The following is a 17,142-nucleotide window of genomic DNA, read 5'->3' as shown; positions in this document are numbered from 1 at the left end:
ACCGGCGGAAGGTATCAGCGATGACCGACTTCGACCCGGCCACGTTCGCCTCGGTAGAGCCCCAGGAGTTCGCCAGGCTCGTCAAGGCCACCCCGGACGCGCAGATCGCGCAGGTGATGCAGAGCGACGTACGCGGCAAGGTCCTCGACGAGGTGTTCAACCGGATGCCTTCGCTCTTCCGCGCCGACAAGGGCGCCAACACCAACACGGTGCTGCACTGGGTCATCACCGGCGCCCTGGACGGCGGCTCCGACACGTACGAGGTCGTGATCGAGAACGGCACCTGCACCACCGCGAAGCCGCCGCAGCGCGAGCCGAAGCTGACCCTGACCGTCGGCCCGGTCGAGTTCCTGAAGATCATCTCAGGCGGCGCCAACCCGGTCATGCTCTTCATGACCGGCAAGGTGAAGGCGAAGGGCGACATGGCGCTGGCCGCCAGCATCCCGAACCTCTTCGACATCCCGAAGGCGTAGCCGGGCGCGGCGGTCGGGTCGGCGCCGGTGGCGCCGACCCGGTCGTCGTTCAGCTCTGCGGCACCCGCAACGAGACGTTGATGGTCTTCGACCGCTGCGGGCCGTCGCCGATCGTGTGGATCGTGTAGGTGTGCGTCTCGGTGTTGCCCTTGTCCGCGCACGAGAACGAGAACTCCTGCGAACCCTCGTTGCCGTGGTAGGTGCCGTAGCTGCCCACCATGCCGGGGTTGTCGGCCGACAACGCGACCGCCGTCGCGCCGGTGGTCTTCCACCCGACGATCAGCGACCGGCCCGGGTCGGTGCCGCTCGGGCAGGTCGGCTTCTGGACGACCTTGAAGTAGACGATCGACGTGCCGCCGGCCGGCGGCTTCGTCGGGTGCCCGCCGCCCTGGGTCGGGTGGCCGCCCCCCGGAGCGCCCTTGGTCGGCAGGCCGCCGGGCATCCCGCCGGGTAGCCCGGCCGGCGTGGCGCTGACCACGGGCGAGGCTTCACCGGTCGGCTGGGCCGGTGCGGTCGACTCGACCGGCGCGGCGCTTGGAGTGCCCGGCGCCGGAGTCACCTGCACACTGCAGCCGGTGGCCAGCAGGGCGAGCGCACCCCCGGCGAAGACGAGTGCGGCCCGGCCGGTGACGGACCCGGTCACCCGGCGGGTCGTGGTGGACAGCTTCATGATTCGCTCCTAGCGGGAATCACCCCGGCCGCACGACCGGTGATGTGTTCCACGCTAGGAACGCAGCGACATCCGCGAATCCCGCTTTCGTGCCGGCAGCGTCAGCCGGGCAGCGTCACCCGGCCCTCGGCGGCGGCGAGCGCGATGTCGCCGCGGTGGTGCGAGCCGTCCAGCCGTACGCCGTCGACCAGGGCGTACGCGGTCTCCCGGGCGGCGGCCAGGTCGGCGCCGGTCGCCGTGGCGCAGAGCACCCGGCCGCCGGCCGACAGCAGTGCGCCGTCGTCGGCCCGGCGGGTGCCGGCGTGGATGATGCCCGGCCGGTCGGCACCGGTGATCACGTCCCCGGTGCGCGGCGCCGCCGGGTAGCCGTCCGACGCGACGACCACGGTCACCCCGGCACCGGGGCGCCAGCGCAGCGGCGGGTGCCCGGCCAGCGTGCCGGTCGCCGCCGCGTGCAGCAGGCCGGCCAGCGGCGTCTCCAGCAGGGCGAGCACCACCTGCGTCTCCGGGTCGCCGAAGCGGGCGTTGAACTCGATCACCCGGGGACCGTCGGCGGTGATCGCCAGGCCGACGTAGAGCAGGCCGGCGAACGGGTTCCCGGCCCGGCGCAGCTCCGCCAGGGTCGGGTGCACCACCTTGGCCATCACCTCGTCGACCAGGCCGGGGGGCGCCCACGGCAGCGGCGCGTACGCCCCCATGCCGCCGGTGTTCGGCCCGGTGTCGCCGTCGCCGACCCGCTTGAAGTCCTGGGCCGGCAGCAGCGGCACCGCCGCCTCGCCGTCGGTGACCACGAAGAGCGAGACCTCGGGGCCGGACAGGTACTCCTCGATCACCACCCGGCCGCACTCGGCGGCGTGCCGCAGCGCGGCCTCCCGGTCGTCGGTGACCACGACCCCCTTGCCGGCGGCGAGGCCGTCGTCCTTCACCACGTACGGGGCACCGAAGTCGTCGAGCGCCCGAGCCGCCGCGTCCGGGTCGGTGCAGGTGTGGGCGCGGGCGGTCGGCACCCCGGCCGCCGCCATGATCTCCTTCGCGTACGTCTTCGAGCCCTCCAGCCGCGCGGCGGCGGCGGACGGGCCGAACACGGCGACCCCCTTGGCGCGTACGGCGTCGGCGACCCCGGCCACCAGCGGCGCCTCCGGGCCGATCACCACCAGGTCGGCGTTGGTCTCGACGGCGAGCGCCGCGACCGCGTCGGGATCGGTCGGGGTGACCGTCCGCAGCTCGGCGACCTCGGCGATACCCGGGTTGCCGGGTGCGGCGATCAGGTGGTCGACGGACGGGTCGGCGGCGAGCCCGAGCGCGAGGGCGTGCTCACGCCCGCCACCACCGATGAGAAGTACGCGCACTGTTTTCCTTGGGGAAGAGTGGGATTTCCTTGGGGGGAAGAGTGGGGACGGAGGTCCTACGGCAGCAGCGGGTGGCGGACGACGTTCTCTTCACGGCCGGGGCCGACGCCGACCACGGACACCTTCGTGCCGCAGAGTTCCTCGATCCGGGCGATGTAGCGGCGGGCGTTCTCCGGCAGGTCCGCCTCGGTGCGGGCCTTGGAGATGTCCTCCCACCAGCCGTCGTGCTCCTCGTAGACGGGCACGGCGTGGTGGAAGTCGGTCTGCGTCATCGGCATGTCGTCGAACCGCTCGCCGTTGATCTCGTAGCCGACGCAGATCGGCACCTTCTCCAGGCCGGTCAGCACGTCGAGCTTGGTCACCACCAGGTCGGTGATGCCGTTGAGGCGGGTGGCGTAGCGGGCCACCACCGCGTCGAACCAGCCGCACCGGCGCTCGCGACCGGTCGTGGTGCCGTACTCGGCACCGATCTTGCGCAGGTGTACGCCGTTGTCGTCGAACAGTTCGGTCGGGAACGGCCCCGACCCGACCCGCGTGGTGTACGCCTTCGTCACGCCGATGACCTTGGAGATGGCGGTCGGCGGAATCCCGGCGCCGACACACGCCCCGCCGGCGGTCGGGTTGGACGACGTCACGAAGGGATAGGTGCCGTGGTCCATGTCGAGCATGGTCGCCTGGGCGCCCTCCATCAGCACGGTCTCACCCCGGTCGAGGGCGTCCCAGAGCATCGTGCGGGTCTCCGCGATGTACGGCCGCAGCCGCTCGGCGTACTCCAGGTATTCCTCGGCGACTGTGTCCGCCTCCAGGCCCTTGCGGTTGTAGACCTTGAACAGGATCTGGTTCTTCTCCCGCAGCACCAGGTCCAGCTTCTTGCGCAGGATGCCCGGGTCGAGCAGGTCCTGCAGCCGGATGCCCATCCGGGCGACCTTGTCGCCGTACGCCGGGCCGATGCCCCGGCCGGTGGTGCCGATCCGCGACGAGCCGAGGTAGCGCTCGACCACCCGGTCCATCGCCCGGTGGTGCGGCATGATCAGGTGCGCGTCGCCGGAGATCCGCAGCCGGGACACGTCGACGCCGCGCTCGGCGAGGCCGTCGATCTCGGCGAGCAGCACTTTCGGGTCGACCACGACACCGTTGCCGATGACGATCATCGCGTTGGGTGACAGTGCCCCGGAGGGCATCAGGTGCAGGGCGTACTTCTGGCCGTCGGGGGTGATCACCGTGTGGCCGGCGTTGTTGCCGCCCGAGTAGCGCACCACGTAGTCGACCCGCTCGCCCAGCAGGTCGGTAACCTTGCCCTTGCCCTCGTCGCCCCACTGAGCGCCGATGAGCACGATCGCTGGCATCTAAATCCCGCCTCCGAAGGGCTCGGGTGCCAGGTGGCGACCGCGTGGCGAGCCCGAGGTGTCAGGCTAACAAGAAGTTACGGTACGGCCGGCAAAGGGCTGTATCTCGAGGCAGGAGGCCATCGGCGTGTACGACGTGGTGTTGCTCACGCTCGGCTCCGCCGACGACGGCGGGGCGGGTTGCGGCACCGGCGGCGGCTGTTGCGGCGGCGCGTCCGGACCGGCCGGCGACGAGTGCGCCGAGACACCCCGCGTACCGGTGCTGAACTGCGCGGACGCGCTCACCGCGGCCGGTGCCCGGGTGACGACGGTGACCGCGCACTCCGACGCCGAGATCGACTCGGTGCTGGCCCGGCTCGACGGCCCGGCCCGGCCGGACGGCCTCGACTGGCCCGACGAGGACGCGAAGACCCGGCTGGTGGTGGCTACGGCCAGCGACGGGCAGTTACGCGCCGTGATGCGCCGCATGGTCCGGCGGTACGCCCCGCCGCCCAGCCGCCGGCCCGCCGATCTCGCCGCCAACCGCACCCTGCCGGACCTGCCGGCGATCGGCATCCTGCCGCTCGACCCGGCCCGGGGCGCCGACCAGCGCGACCTGGCGGCCCAGCTCGGCCTGCCCCGCGACCCGGCGGCGGTCGCCGCGGCCGTGCTCGGCGACCGGGTCCGCCGCCTCGACCTGCTCCGCAACGACGGCGGTTCGGTCACTCTCGACGGTGCCCTTCTCGGTGGGGCCGACGAGGCCGGCCGGCCGCTGGCCTGGCGGGGCCGGGTCGAGGTCGACGACACGGTGCTCAGCAACGGCGACGAACCGTTGCTCGCCTGCGCGATCGGCAACGCCGGCGGCTACGCCGCACTGTCCGACGTGACCCTGCTGGCCCACGCCGACCCGGCCGACGGCCTGGTCGAGGTCGCGGTGGCGGTCCCGGTGACCGTCCGGTCACGGTGGCGCAGATCACGGGTACGCCTCGAGGTACGCCGCGCCCGGGGGCGGGCGACCGCGGTCGTTCCGCGCGACGGTGAGGTGCCGTACCTCGACGACGGGGTGGCCGGCGAACTGGGCCGGAAGCGGTCCTGGTGGACCGAGCCGGGTGCCTGGGCGGTCTACCCCGGTTGATGTCGGCAACGGGTGCGATCTGGCCGGCTTACCTATCCTCGTAGGGACGAGGGGAGGCCGCCGTGGCGAACGATCATGCAGACCGGCTGTACGTGCCGGGCGCGAGCGAGCCGAGGTGGACCGGTCCGGAGCCTCCACCGGGGCCCGCCGGGACCGGCCCGACCTGGTCCGAGGAGCCGTACTGGCCGCCGGAGGAGCCCGACGGAGAGGTACCGGAGAGCGGGCCGGTGCACGGCCGCCCGCACGCGGTCGCGTCGCGGACCCAGCTGGTCCCGATCCTCGGCGACCGGCGCGATCAGGCGCCCCGGCCGGCCGGAAGCCCCGAGCCGCCCGAAGGCCCGGGGGCGTCCTCCCTCGACCAGCCGGTCCCGCTCGACGGTCCGCCCGGACCGGATGCCGGCCTGACGCAGCCACCGGGTCCGGCGCCCACCACACAGCCCGAACCGGGCCCCGCCCCGACGGAGCAGCCCGATCCGGCGGTCCGGCCCGAGCCACCGGCCCGCCCCGAGCCCGTGGCGCGGCCGGCCTGGGCCGCCGCCCCGGCGTGGGGTGCGCCGCCGCCACCGGATCAGCAGCAGTCCCCGGTGCCACCGCAGCCCCCGGTGCCGGCGCAGCCCGGGCCGCCGCCGGGGCCACGCCCGGTCTCGCCCTGGTCGTACGGGCCGACGGCCCAACCCGGCACGCCGACCTGGCAGGAACAGCCCGGCCCAGCGTCGGGTCCGGCAGCACCCAGCGCGATGCCTTCCGGCCCGATGCCTTCCGGCCCGATGCCTTCCGGTGTGACGCCCTCCGGTCCCGAGCCCTCCGGCCCGACGCCTTCCGGCCCGGCGGCGCCCGGGGTGGCGGCGCCCCAACCGCACAAGGCGACCGGAATCCACCAGATGCCGCTTCGCGACGTGCCCCCGGCGGTCGCGCCCGACGAGCCCGGCCGTCCCGAGCCTCGTCCCGCCGGCCCGCCGCCGGACGGCACCTACCCCGCCCCGACCAGCGTCCCTCCCGGTGCCGGGCACCATTCCGGCAACGCGGGCCATCCCGATACCGGGGGCCATCCCGGTGTCGTGGGCCATTCCGGGGTTCCCACCGGGGTTCCCCGTTCGGCACCGCCGGCGGCGGAACACGGCGGCCCGCCCGGACCGGGCGCACCCACCGGGCCGGCCGCCCCATCGCCCGCCGGACCCGCTGCCCCGCCGTACGGCCATCCGGGTTCCGTCTACACCCCTGGCATGCCGCCGGGCCAGCCCGGCCCCGCGCTGCCACCGCCCGGTCACCCGGCCCCCGGTCACCCCGCACCCGGTCACCCGGCGCCCGGTCAGCCCGCGCCCGGTGCGCCCGGCGGGCCGTATGGCGGGCCCCCGAGTCCCGGCCGGCCGCCAACGGTCATCCCGACCGCCGAGGAGTTCGCCCGGCGGCGGGCGGTCCGGCCACCCGACCCGGTCGCCACGATGGGGGTCCGGGCGGCGGTCAACAAGACCACGCTCGGGCTGGTCAAGATGCGTCCCGGCCGCTACGAGCAGGAGATCAAGCACGACATCGAGATGGTCCGCCGCAACTTCGGCGGACTGCGTCAGGTGACCGTGGTCAACCCCAAGGGCGGTGCCGGCAAGACGGTGGCGATCCTGCTGCTCGCGATGACGTTCGGCCAGAAGCGCGGCGGATACGTGCTGGCCTGGGACAACAACGAGACGCAGGGCACCCTCGGCATGCGGGCGCAGCAGGACTTCCACTCGCGTACGGTCCGTGACCTGCTGCGCGACCTCGACCAGTTCCGGGGCACGCACGGCCGGGTCGGCGACCTGTCGCAGTACGTCCGCGCGCAGGGCGAGGGCATGTTCGACGTGCTCGCCTCGGACGAGTCGGCGACCGCGGGCGAGATGCTGACCCGGATGGCGTTCGGCGACATCCGCGAGGTGGTCAGCCGGTTCTACAAGTTGATCTTCGTGGACACCGGCAACAACGTACGGGCGGAGAACTGGCAGGCCGCCATCGACGCCACCGACCAGCTCGTGGTGACCATGTCGGCCCGCAACGACTCGGCCGAACCGGCCGCCCGGATGCTCGACCATCTGGAGCAGACCGGCCGGCAGCGGCTGGTCCGCCAGGCGATCACCGTCGTGTCGATGCCACCGTCCCGCAAGGAGATCGACCTGCCGGCGATCGAGCGCCACTTCTCGGCGCGTACCCGGGCGGTGCTGTTGGCGCCGTACGAGCGGCTCATCGACAGTGGCGAGCCGGTCCGTTACGGGCAGTTGTCGACGGCCACCCGCGACGCCTGGTTGAAGATCGCCGCGGCGGTGGCCGTCGGGTTGTGACGGGCTGGCGGCGGCTCAGGAACTCGCGAGCGCGTCGCCGGCCGCCGGGTCGCAGTCGCGCAGGAACTGGGCGCACCGGGCCGCCTCGTCGGATTCGCCGATCTGACCGGCGGCCTTCGACAGCACGTGCAGGCTGCGCAGGAAGCCGCGGTTGGGCGAGTGCGACCACGGCACGGGGCCGTGGCCCTTCCACCCGCTGCGGCGCAGCTGGTCGAGGCCCCGGTGGTAGCCGGTACGGGCGTAGGCGTACGCCGCGACGACCTGGTCGGCGTCGAACGCCCGGGCGCCGAGCGCGGCCCAGGCCCCGCTGTGGGTCGGGAAACGTGCGGCGACCGAGGCGTACGCCTCGTCGGTCTCCTCCTTCTCGGCGGCGGCGAGCGCCGCCTCGGCGTCGTCGTCGGCGGGCAGCAGGGTCGGCGGCGGCTCGGGCAACAGGTTCTGCATGAACCCATTCAACCCGCCGCACCGGACCGGGCCGATCCAGGGGCGGGGTACGCGTCCGTCCCGGTTGCCGGCACCGGGCAGGATGGCGGCGTGTCCACCCCACCGCCGATCGACGTCCTGCTCCCCCACGACAACTCGCCCGACGAGATCGAGTCGCGGGCCGAACTCGACCTGCACCTGCGGGCCGGCAGCCTCGCCGGCCTGACCGTCCAGGGGCTGCGGCTCGACGAGGAGCCGGTCCCCGACCTGGCCACGGTCGACCTGACCGACACCCTGTTCATCGGGTGCCGCTTCGCGTCCCGCGCCGTCGAGGCGGAGGTGGTGCTGCGCGGCGCCCACGTGGTCCCGCCGTTCCGGGCGCTACCGTACGCGATCCACCCGTCCCGGCTCTACACCCCGCCGGACCTGGCCGCCGGCTTCGGCGCCGCCGGGTTCGCCGGCATGTACGACACCGCCGTCTACGAGCACTTCCGGGCACACGGCGGGGCGCTGCCGGAGATCCGTGAGGCGCTGGCGCAGCGGCTGCACGACCACGCCATCGACAACGCCCTCGCCCACGTGACCGACGCCTGGCTGGCGACCCACGGCCCGGCCTCGGTGGTCGGGGTGATGGGTGGGCACGCGGTGCCCCGGGGTACGGCGACGTACCGGCTCGCCGCCGCGATCGGCTGGCGGCTGGCCCGCGCCGACCGGCTGGTCGTCACCGGTGGCGGCCCGGGGGTGATGGAGGCGGCGAACCTGGGCGCCTACCTCGCCAGCCGGACGGCCGACGAACTGGCGGCCGCGATCGACCTGCTGGCCGGCGCACCGGACTTCCACGACCACGACCCGTACACGGCCGCGGCACTCGACGTACGTGAACGGTTCGGGCCAACCGATCCGGACGACTGGGCCCGGTGCGGCGGGCTCGCCATCCCGACCTGGCTCTACGGCCACGAGCCGGCCAACCTGTTCGCCGGCCAGATCGCGAAGTACTTCTCCAACGCCATCCGCGAGGACACCATCCTGCGGCTGGCCCGGGGCGGGATCGTCTTCGCCGCCGGGCGGGCCGGCACCGTACAGGAGGTCTTCCAGGCGGCGACGAAGACCTTCTACCGCACCGACGGCGACAGCGGGCCGTACGTCTTCCTCGACCGGGCGTTCTGGACCGAGACCCTGCCGGTCGAGGCGCTGCTGCGACCGCTGCTGGCGCTGTCACCCGACGGCGACCTGTCCAAGACCGTCCACCTGGCCGACGATGTCGACGACGTCGTACGGCTGCTGACAGCCTGACCGGCGGGTCGCCCGGGTGCCCGCGGTCCGCTTCAGGCGACCGAGACCCGGCGCCAGAAGCCGATCGGCAGGGCCACCTCGGGCGAGTCGGTCAGTCCGTTCTCGTCGAGTGCGTTGTGGACTGCCAGCCGGGCGCCGTCGAAGAGGAACTCGACGGCGTGCAGCACCCGGGGGCGCCAGGGCGACGGCATGATCCGTTCGATCACGTTCACCGCCAGCAGCCGGCGGCCCCGGGCACCACGCAGCGCCTCGTGTCCGTCGGCCCGCCAGTCCAGGGTGACGCCGGGCCAGTCGAGCGGCATCGACATGTCGATCTGGTTCCAGGTGATCGCGCACTCGTCGAACTTGCGGTGGGTCACCTCGACGTTGACGTCGCCGAAGCCGAGGATCACCGGTCCGCCGGCGAACCAGGTCCGCTGGTCGACGTCCCACATCAGCCAGGCCCCGACGAGCGGCCGTCCGACGAGCCGGCTGAACCGGGCCCGGTGGGCGGCGGCGAGGGTACGGGCACTGTGGGTCCACTGCGGCTCGTAGCCCTCGATGCCGAGCACGACCGACCTCCACCGTCCGGGGGCAGGCCGGCGTGGGGCGTACGCCAACCTCCGAATCGGACAATTCTAGGCGGTGACCGGGGGTGACGGCGGACACGGCGACGGGCGCCACGAATTCGTGACGCCCGTCCGGTGACGCTGAAAGATCACTTGCTCAGCGAGGTGCCCGTCGAACGCAGGTGCTCGCACGCCTCGACGACCCGCTGCGCCAGGCCGGCCTCGGCCTCCTTGCCCCAGACCCGGGGGTCGTACATCTTCTTGTTGCCGACCTCGCCGTCCACCTTGAGCACGCCGTCGTAGTTGCGGTACATGTGGTCCGCGACCGGGCGGGTGAAGGCGTACTGGGTGTCGGTGTCGATGTTCATCTTGACCACGCCGTAGTCGAGCGCCTCACGGATCTCCGACAGCAGCGAGCCGGATCCGCCGTGGAAGACCAGGCTGAGCGGCTTCTCCTTGCCGTACTTGGCACCGACCGCGTCCTGGATCTCCTTGAGGATCTCCGGGCGGAGCTTGACGTTGCCGGGCTTGTAGACGCCGTGCACGTTGCCGAACGTCAGCGCCGCCATGTAGCGGCCCTTCTCGCCCAGCCCGAGCCGGTCGACCATCGCCATGCCGTCACTGACCGTGGTGTAGAGCTTGTTGTCGATGGCGCCGACGACGCCGTCCTCCTCGCCCCCGACGACGCCGACCTCGATCTCCAGCACGATCTTGGCGGCGGCGGCCTCGGCGAGCAGTTCCTCGGCGATCTGGAGGTTCTCCTCCAGCAGCACCGCCGAGCCGTCCCACATGTGCGACTGGAACAGCGGCTCGCCGCCCTTGGCGACCCGCTCCTTCGAGATGGCGAGCAGCGGGCGGACGAACCCGTCGAGCTTGTTCTTCGGGCAGTGGTCGGTGTGCAGCGCGATGTTCACCGGGTAGTTCTTCGCCACCTCGTGCGCGTACGCCGCGAACGCCACCGAGCCGGTGACCATGTCCTTCACGGTCGGGCCGGACAGGTATTCGGCGCCACCGGTCGACACCTGGATGATGCCGTCGCTGCCCGCGTCGGCGAAGCCGCGCAGGGCCGCGTTGAGGGTCTGCGAGGACGTCACGTTGATCGCGGGGTAGGCGAACGCGCCGGCCTTGGCGCGGTCGAGCATCTCGGCGTAGACCTCGGGGGAAGCGATGGGCATGACAAATGCTCCTTACTGACCGCTCACGGCCACGGGCCGCAGTGTCCTGGGTGTGTGCGCCGGACCGCGCTGTCCTCCGCCCGGCAGTATCCCGTAGTTGCTTCGCGGGCCGAGAATCGGCCCCGGCCGCCTCAGGCCCTGGTGCCCTCCCACCGGTCGGGCACCGCGAGGCTGATCGCCCAGCCGACGACGGCCATCACGATCGCGCCCCAGAACGCCGGCCAGAAGCCGTCCACGTGGAACGGAAGGTTGAGCGCGCTGGCGAGCCAGTCGGTCAGCAGGAACAACAGGGCGTTGACGACAAGGGCGATCAGACCGAGGGTCAGGATGTAGAAGATGCAGCCGACCACCTTGACGATCGGCTTGATCACCGCGTTGACGATGCCGAAGATCAAGGCGACCGCCAGCAGTGTCAGCACGTTACGGCCGGCCGACCCGCCGGTCACGTCGATCCCCGGCACCACGAGTGTGGTCACCCACAGCGCGACGGCGTTGACCACCAATCGGATCAGAATCCCCACGGTCCCATCGTGTCACCGCAGGACCAGTCGTGACACGGAAATGGATGACTCGTTTACCGACGGCGCCCGGCGGGCACGGATGTCAACCCGTACGGTGAGTTCAGCACCGCGAACCGCGAGGAGGCGGCGATGACCAGGCCAGACGAGGACTTCGCACCCGGCGACCACCTTGCTCCCGACGAGCGCGACCCGGAAACGCCGCAGGCCGACGCCGTCGAGCAGGCGACCGTCGCCGATCCGGCCGAGGACGAACCCGAGATGCACCGCGGCCTGGAAGTCACCGAATGGGACGCGGCCGAACAGTCCCGCATAGTCAACCTCGACGAGGACTACCGCTAGCCCGCGGCCCGGCGGGGTTTCCCGTTGATCAAGGACTAGTCGTGGGCAGGAACGGACAAAAGACCCACGATTACTCCTCGATCAACGCGTAGGGCGGGGTGGGCGTGCACGGCGGCGGCGGACCGCCGGTTATCCACAGGGCACCCGGTTGTCCACAGGTTCCGGGTACGGGGTGGCGGGCCGGGTCCGGCGATGGCCACGCTCTCGGGCATGACGACCTGGCGGTACGCCGATCTGCTCGCGCGCGGCCTCAGCCCGAACCAGATCCAGGACCGGGTACGCGCCGGCGCCCTGCACCGGATCTCGCGGGGAACATACGTGTCCGGCGGCCCGCCGTCCTTCACCGACCGCCTGCACGCGGTTCGGCAGGTGCTGCCACCCGACACCGTTTTCGGGTTCCACACCGCCGCCCGGTTGTACGGCTTCGACGTCGTGCCGACCGACCGAATCCACGTCGTCAGCCCGACCGGTCGTCCCGTCCCCCAGATCAACGGCGTCGTCGGCCACCAGGCCGTGTTGCCCCTGGTCCCGGTCGAGATGGCCGGACTGCCCTGCGCGGCACCCGAACGAGTGGTCGTCGACCTGGCCCGGACCTGTTCCCGGATCGACGCACTCGCCGTGGTCGACGCCGCGTTACGGGCGCAGGCCAGCACCCCGTCCGCCCTCGCCACCGAGGTGACGCGGCACGACGGGCTGCGCGGCGTACGGCAGGCCCGTGAGGTCGTACCGCTCGGTGATCCACGCCCGGAGTGCCGGCAGGAGACGGCCGCGGACACGTCGGGAAAGTACAAGACCCGGACCTCCCGGCGGACGATAGTGGCGGGATGACCGATCCTGATGTCCTGGTCGTCCCCGACGGCGCGGCGTGGCGGGCCTGGCTCGACGCCAACGAGGACAGTTCCGACGGTGTCTGGCTGCTGCTGGCCCGCAAAGGTGTCACCGATCCCACGTCGCTGAGCTACGCGCAGGCACTCGACGAGGCCCTGTGCAGCGGCTGGATCGACGGGCAGGCCAAGCGGGTCGACGAGCGCACCTACCGGCAACGCTTCACGCCCCGCCGCCAACGCAGCCTGTGGTCGGCCCGCAACGTACAGAACGTGGCCCGGCTGACCGCCGAGCGGCGGATGCGCCCGCGCGGGGTCGCCGAGGTCGAGCGGGCCAGGGCTGACGGCCGGTGGGAGCGGGCCTACCAGGGGCCGGCCGGTATCGAGATGCCGCCGGATCTGGCGAGGGCGCTGGACGACAGCCCGGCCGCCGCGGCGAAGTTCGCGACGCTGAACGGCCAGAACCGGTACGCGGTCCTGCACCGGGTCACCACCGCCGCGACCGACGCGACCAGGCAACGCCGGATCGCCAACCTGGTCGGGATGCTGGCGCGCGGGGAGACGCCGTACCCGCAGTAGACCCGGCACCGAAAAACCGGGGCGCCGGGCAGGGCCTCCGGCTGCCATCATCGCCGGTGTGCTGATCACCGTGTCCACCACCCACCAACCGGCGACGGATCTGGGCTATCTGCTGGTCAAGCATCCCGACCGGGCACATTCGTTCGAGATGCCGACCGGCACCGCGCACGTGCTGTTTCCGGAGGCGACGCCGCAGCGCTGCACGGCCGCGCTGCTGCTCGACGTCGATCCGCTGCGGCTGTCGGGTGCGAAGGGCAGGGGCGGCAAGGGTCAGCCGGGGGCGATGCCGGACGACTTCACCCTCGGCCGGTACGTCAACGACCGGTCCTACGCCGCGTCGAGCCTGCTCGCCGCCGCCCTGGCCAAGGTGTTCCGGTCGGCGCTGCGGGGCAGTTCGAAGGACCGCCCGGAGTTGGCGGCGACCGCGATCCCGCTGGAGGTGCGGGTGCCGGTGCTGCGTTGCCGGGGCGGTGCGGAACTGGCCGGCCGGCTGTTCGCCCCGTTGGGCTGGACGGTCACCGCGACCGCGATCCCGCTCGACGAGCGGTATCCGCAGTGGGGCGACAGCCGCTACGTCGACCTGACCCTGGCCGGCACCGTACAGCTGTCCGACGCCCTCAACCACCTGTACGTGCTGCTGCCGGTGCTCGACGACGCCAAGCACTACTGGGTGGCTCCCGACGAGATCGACAAGCTGTTGCGGGCCGGCACCGGCTGGCTCGCCGACCACCCGGAGCACGGGTTGATCACCCGGCGCTACCTGGCACACCGCCGCGCGCTGGCCGGGCAGGCGCTGGCCCGGCTGGCCGAGCAGCGGCTGGTCGAGGACGCGCCGGACCCGGACGCGGTGGAACCGGACGCCGCCGGCCCGGCCGCCGACGAGACGGTCCGCCGGCCGCTGGCGGTGCGGCGCCGGGCCGCGGTGCTGGCGGCGCTCGCCGAGGTCGGCGCCACCCGGGTGCTCGACCTCGGTTGCGGCGGCGGCGCGCTGCTCGGCGACCTGGCCCGGGACCGCCGGTTCACCGAGATCGTCGGCGTCGACGTATCGGCCCGGCTGCTGGAGATGGTCGAGCGGCGGCTGCGGCTCGACCGGCTGCCGGATCGGCAGCGTGGCCGGATCAAGCTGTGGCAGTCGGCGTTGACGTACCGGGACGACCGGTTGCGGGGGTTCGACGCGGCCGTACTGATGGAGGTCATCGAGCACGTCGACCCGCCGCGGCTGCCGGCGCTGGCGGACGCGGTCTTCGGCCACGCCCGGCCGGGGACGGTGGTGGTGACGACTCCGAACGTCGAATACAACGTGCGCTACGAGGGGCTGGCGCCGGGCGCGACGCGGCATCCCGACCACCGGTTCGAGTGGACCCGGGCCGAGTTCACCCGGTGGGCGACCGAGGTCGCCGACCGGTACGGCTACACGGTCGCGTTCTCCGGCGTCGGCGACGACGATCCGCAGGTCGGCCCCCCGACCCAGCTCGCCCTGTTCAACCGGGCCGAGACCACCCGACCGACGGAAGGACAGGCCCAGTGAGCGAGCGCAGCGAGCGAACCATCGGGCTCAGCCGAGAACACGGTGGCGCCGAGCGAAGCGAGGTGACGACGTGAGCGAGCTGGAGATCCCCGAGCTGGCGCTGGTGGCGCTCGTCGGGTTGTCCGGGTCCGGCAAGTCGACGTTCGCCCGGCGGCACTTCGCGGCGACCCAGGTGCTGTCGTCGGACACGTTCCGGGCGATGGTCGCCGACGACGAGAACGACCAGTCCGCCTCGTCGGACGCGTTCGACGTGCTGCACTACGTGGCCGGCAAGCGGCTGCGGGCCGGCCGGCTCACCGTGGTCGACGCGACGAACCTCCAGCCGCACGCCCGGGCCGGACTGGTGAAGGTGGCCCGCGAACACGACGTGCTGCCGGTGGCGATCGTGCTCGACGTGCCGGAGCAGGTGTGCTGGGAGCGTACGCGTGACCGGCCGGAACGTGACTTCGGCCGGCACGTGCTCGCCCGGATGCAGCGGGACCTGAAGCGCTCGCTCGGCCAGCTGGGCCGGGAGGGGTTCCGCAAGGTGCACGTGCTGCGCGGCGTCGACGAGGTCGAGGCGGCGCGGGTCCGGTACGAGCGGCTGTACAACGACCGTCGCGAGGTGACCGGTCCGTTCGACATCGTCGGTGACGTGCACGGCTGCCGGGCCGAACTGGAGGCGCTGCTGGAGAAGCTGGGCTGGGTGCTGCGCCGCGACGGGCTGGGCCGGCCGGTCGACGCGACGCATCCGGCGGGGCGTACCGCGGTCTTCGTCGGTGACCTGGTCGACCGCGGCCCGGACTCGCCCGGGGTGCTGCGCCTGGTGATGGGCATGGTGGCGGCCGGCAACGCGATCTGCGTACCGGGCAACCACGAGGAGAAGCTGCGTCGCAAGCTGCGCGGCCAGCAGGTACGGGTGACGCACGGGCTGGCCGAGACGCTGGAGCAGCTCGACGCCGAGGAGCCCGCGTTCGTCGCCGAGGCGAAGGAGTTCATCGAGGGCCTGGTCAGCCACTACGTGCTCGACGGCGGCAGGCTGGTGGTCGCGCACGCTGGGCTCAAGGAGGAATACCACGGGCGGGCTTCCGGCCGGGTGCGGGCGTTCGCGCTGTGGGGCGAGACGACCGGCGAGACCGACGAGTACGGCGCACCCGTGCGCTATCCGTGGGCGCGTGACTACCGGGGGTCGGCGACGGTCGTGTACGGCCACACCCCGACCCCGACACCCGAGTGGGTCAACAACACCATCTGTGTCGACACCGGTTGTGTCTTCGGCGGGCAGTTGACGGCGCTGCGCTATCCGGAGCGGGACCTGGTCTCGGTGCCGGCGGAGCGGGAACACTACCCGCCGGTCCGCCCGCTGGTTCCGGTCGAGCCGGTACGCGACCCGGGCGTGCTCGACCTCGCCGACGTGGCCGGGCGACGGCACCACGACTACGGATACGGCACCACGACGATCGCGGCGGAGAACGCCGCCGCCGCGCTGGAGGTGATGAGCCGGTTCGCGGTCGACCCGCGCTGGCTGCCGTGGCTGCCGCCGACGATGGCACCGTCGTCGACGTCGACGGTCGACGGCTTTCTGGAGCATCCGGCGCAGGCGTTCGGCGACTACCGGGCGGCCGGTGTCGACCGGGTGGTGTGCGAGGAGAAGCACATGGGGTCGCGGTGCGTCGTACTCGTCGTCCGAGAAGACGGGGGCGGGGTGACCGCCGGCTTCGGCGAGGGCGGCGGAGTCGTCTACACCCGTACGGGCCGGCCGTTCTTCGCCGACCCGGCGTTGAACGAGGCGCTGCTGGCCCGGGTCCGGGCGGCGGTGACGTCGGCCGGACTGTGGGACGAACTGGCCACCGGTTGGCTGCTGCTGGACTGCGAGTTGCTGCCGTGGTCGGCGAAGGCGACCGGCCTGATCCGCGAACAGTACGCCAGCGTCGGTGCGGCCGGACGGGCGGCGCTGCCGGCCGTACTGGACGTGCTCGCCGGGGCGGCGGCGCGCGGGCTCGCCGTCGACGAGTTGCGGGAGCGGACCATCGGCCGGGCCGCCGACCTGGCCCGCTACACCGACGCCTACCGGGCGTACGTCCGGCCGACGGACGGGCTGACCGGGGTGACGCTGGCGCCGTTCGCGGTGCTGGCCGGGGCGGGTACGGCGTACACCGACCGGGACCACGGCTGGCATCTGGCGCTGGCCGACCGGCTGTGTGCCGCCGATCCGCAGACGTTCACGCCGACCCGGCGTACGGTCGTCGACCTGGCCGACGAGGCGCAGGTCGCGGCGGCGACCGACTGGTGGTCGGAGCTGACCGCCGCCGGTGGCGAGGGCATGGTCGTCAAGCCGTACGCCGGACCGGCCGCACTGGACGGCAGGGGACGGCTGTTGCAGCCGGGGCTGAAGTGCCGGGGGCGCGACTATCTGCGGATCATCTACGGCCCGGAGTACACGGCACCGGAGCGGTTGGCCGCGTTGCGGCAGCGGTCGCTGGGCCGCAAGCGCGGGCTGGCGCTACGCGAGCACGGGCTGGGGCTGGCGGCTCTGGACCGCCTGACCGAGGGGGCGCCGCTGTGGCGCCGGCACGAATTGGTGTTCGCGATCCTGGCCTGCGAGTCGGAGCCGGTGGACCCCCGGCTGTGACGGTAGCCACCCGACTCTCAGGCAGGACGCCTAGACTGCT

General features: G+C 72.7%; 15 protein-coding genes and 1 pseudogene. 9 read left to right on the top strand and 7 right to left on the bottom strand.

What is annotated here, in order from left to right; translation table 11 throughout:
• Positions 1–20: 20 nt before the first annotated feature.
• Positions 21–473, top strand: a complete 453-nt coding sequence (locus tag QCD66_RS00700; RefSeq protein ID WP_375732680.1) for an SCP2 sterol-binding domain-containing protein — start codon at positions 21–23, stop codon at positions 471–473.
• Positions 474–522: 49 nt separating this feature from the next.
• Here QCD66_RS00700 and QCD66_RS00695 read toward each other — a convergent pair whose 3' ends face one another.
• The 3 genes from QCD66_RS00695 to QCD66_RS00685 form a co-directional block, all read right to left on the bottom strand.
• Positions 523–1,143: a hypothetical protein gene (locus QCD66_RS00695; protein WP_375732679.1), complete on the bottom strand. Its 621-nt coding sequence runs from the start codon at positions 1,141–1,143 to the stop codon at positions 523–525.
• A 101-nt stretch (positions 1,144–1,244) separates the two neighbouring features.
• Positions 1,245–2,492, bottom strand: a complete 1,248-nt coding sequence (gene purD, locus QCD66_RS00690; RefSeq protein ID WP_375732678.1) for a phosphoribosylamine--glycine ligase — start codon at positions 2,490–2,492, stop codon at positions 1,245–1,247.
• A 56-nt stretch (positions 2,493–2,548) separates the two neighbouring features.
• Entirely contained in the window at positions 2,549–3,838 is a 1,290-nt protein-coding gene (locus QCD66_RS00685; protein WP_375732677.1) for an adenylosuccinate synthase, read from the bottom strand.
• A 127-nt stretch (positions 3,839–3,965) separates the two neighbouring features.
• Here QCD66_RS00685 and QCD66_RS00680 point away from each other — a divergent pair, with 127 nt between their 5' ends.
• Together QCD66_RS00680 and QCD66_RS00675 are read left to right on the top strand one after the other, a co-directional pair.
• Positions 3,966–4,952 (top strand): hypothetical protein, encoded by a 987-nt coding sequence (locus tag QCD66_RS00680; protein ID WP_375732676.1) that lies wholly within the window; start codon positions 3,966–3,968, stop codon positions 4,950–4,952.
• A gap of 911 nt (positions 4,953–5,863) precedes the next feature.
• Positions 5,864–7,261 (top strand): annotated as a pseudogene (locus QCD66_RS00675) (MinD/ParA family protein); the annotation flags it as partial.
• 15 nt (positions 7,262–7,276) lie between these two features.
• Here QCD66_RS00675 and QCD66_RS00670 read toward each other — a convergent pair.
• Positions 7,277–7,705 carry a DUF3151 domain-containing protein gene (locus tag QCD66_RS00670; protein WP_357542211.1) on the bottom strand — a complete coding sequence of 143 codons (429 nt, stop codon included), beginning with the start codon at positions 7,703–7,705 and terminating at the stop codon, positions 7,277–7,279.
• Between the two features lie 90 nt (positions 7,706–7,795).
• Between QCD66_RS00670 and QCD66_RS00665 the strand changes: the two genes are divergently transcribed.
• Complete coding sequence (locus QCD66_RS00665) at positions 7,796–8,977, top strand: LOG family protein (RefSeq protein ID WP_375732675.1); 1,182 nt, start codon at positions 7,796–7,798, stop codon at positions 8,975–8,977.
• A 32-nt stretch (positions 8,978–9,009) separates the two neighbouring features.
• On the opposite strand, the gene QCD66_RS00660 is transcribed toward QCD66_RS00665, so the two are convergent.
• The 3 genes from QCD66_RS00660 to QCD66_RS00650 all read right to left on the bottom strand — a co-directional run bounded on the left by QCD66_RS00660 (position 9,010) and on the right by QCD66_RS00650 (position 11,221).
• Complete coding sequence (locus tag QCD66_RS00660) at positions 9,010–9,528, bottom strand: hypothetical protein (protein ID WP_357542207.1); 519 nt, start codon at positions 9,526–9,528, stop codon at positions 9,010–9,012.
• Between the two features lie 146 nt (positions 9,529–9,674).
• Complete coding sequence (gene fbaA, locus QCD66_RS00655; RefSeq protein WP_375732674.1) at positions 9,675–10,700, bottom strand: class II fructose-bisphosphate aldolase; 1,026 nt, start codon at positions 10,698–10,700, stop codon at positions 9,675–9,677.
• 131 nt (positions 10,701–10,831) lie between these two features.
• Positions 10,832–11,221 (bottom strand): phage holin family protein, encoded by a 390-nt coding sequence (locus QCD66_RS00650; protein ID WP_364220788.1) that lies wholly within the window; start codon positions 11,219–11,221, stop codon positions 10,832–10,834.
• A gap of 129 nt (positions 11,222–11,350) precedes the next feature.
• Here QCD66_RS00650 and QCD66_RS00645 point away from each other — a divergent pair, with 129 nt between their 5' ends.
• The 5 genes from QCD66_RS00645 to QCD66_RS00625 all read left to right on the top strand — a co-directional run bounded on the left by QCD66_RS00645 (position 11,351) and on the right by QCD66_RS00625 (position 17,102).
• Positions 11,351–11,560: a hypothetical protein gene (locus QCD66_RS00645; RefSeq protein WP_357542201.1), complete on the top strand. Its 210-nt coding sequence runs from the start codon at positions 11,351–11,353 to the stop codon at positions 11,558–11,560.
• 210 nt (positions 11,561–11,770) lie between these two features.
• Positions 11,771–12,388, top strand: a complete 618-nt coding sequence (locus QCD66_RS00640) for a hypothetical protein (RefSeq protein ID WP_375732673.1) — start codon at positions 11,771–11,773, stop codon at positions 12,386–12,388.
• Positions 12,385–12,963, top strand: coding sequence for a YdeI family protein (locus QCD66_RS00635; protein WP_375732672.1), 579 nt, complete (start codon positions 12,385–12,387; stop codon positions 12,961–12,963). The genes QCD66_RS00640 and QCD66_RS00635 overlap by 4 nt, the downstream gene beginning before the upstream one ends.
• Positions 12,964–13,021: 58 nt before the next feature.
• Positions 13,022–14,491, top strand: a complete 1,470-nt coding sequence (locus tag QCD66_RS00630) for a 3' terminal RNA ribose 2'-O-methyltransferase Hen1 (RefSeq protein WP_375732671.1) — start codon at positions 13,022–13,024, stop codon at positions 14,489–14,491.
• 70 nt (positions 14,492–14,561) lie between these two features.
• Positions 14,562–17,102, top strand: coding sequence for a polynucleotide kinase-phosphatase (locus QCD66_RS00625; RefSeq protein WP_375732670.1), 2,541 nt, complete (start codon positions 14,562–14,564; stop codon positions 17,100–17,102).
• The last annotated feature ends 40 nt before the right edge of the window (positions 17,103–17,142 follow it).

This window comes from Polymorphospora sp. A560, assembly GCF_045781765.1.
In the GTDB taxonomy this organism is placed as follows: domain Bacteria; phylum Actinomycetota; class Actinomycetes; order Mycobacteriales; family Micromonosporaceae; genus Polymorphospora; species Polymorphospora lycopeni.
The sequence above is the reverse complement of the archived record's forward strand: the minus strand, read 5'-3'. Positions and strand labels throughout refer to the sequence as shown.

Excerpts from the sequence above, each read along its gene's own strand:
- QCD66_RS00635 (WP_375732672.1), top strand. The coding sequence starts at position 12,385 with ATGACCGATCCTGATGTCCTGGTCGTCCCCGACGGCGCGGCGTGGCGG.
- QCD66_RS00640 (WP_375732673.1), top strand. The coding sequence starts at position 11,771 with ATGACGACCTGGCGGTACGCCGATCTGCTCGCGCGCGGCCTCAGCCCG.
- QCD66_RS00685 (WP_375732677.1), bottom strand. The coding sequence starts at position 3,838 with ATGCCAGCGATCGTGCTCATCGGCGCTCAGTGGGGCGACGAGGGCAAG.
- QCD66_RS00700 (WP_375732680.1), top strand. The coding sequence starts at position 21 with ATGACCGACTTCGACCCGGCCACGTTCGCCTCGGTAGAGCCCCAGGAG.
- QCD66_RS00670 (WP_357542211.1), bottom strand. The coding sequence starts at position 7,705 with ATGCAGAACCTGTTGCCCGAGCCGCCGCCGACCCTGCTGCCCGCCGAC.
- fbaA (WP_375732674.1), bottom strand. The coding sequence starts at position 10,700 with ATGCCCATCGCTTCCCCCGAGGTCTACGCCGAGATGCTCGACCGCGCC.
- QCD66_RS00645 (WP_357542201.1), top strand. The coding sequence starts at position 11,351 with ATGACCAGGCCAGACGAGGACTTCGCACCCGGCGACCACCTTGCTCCC.
- QCD66_RS00695 (WP_375732679.1), bottom strand. The coding sequence starts at position 1,143 with ATGAAGCTGTCCACCACGACCCGCCGGGTGACCGGGTCCGTCACCGGC.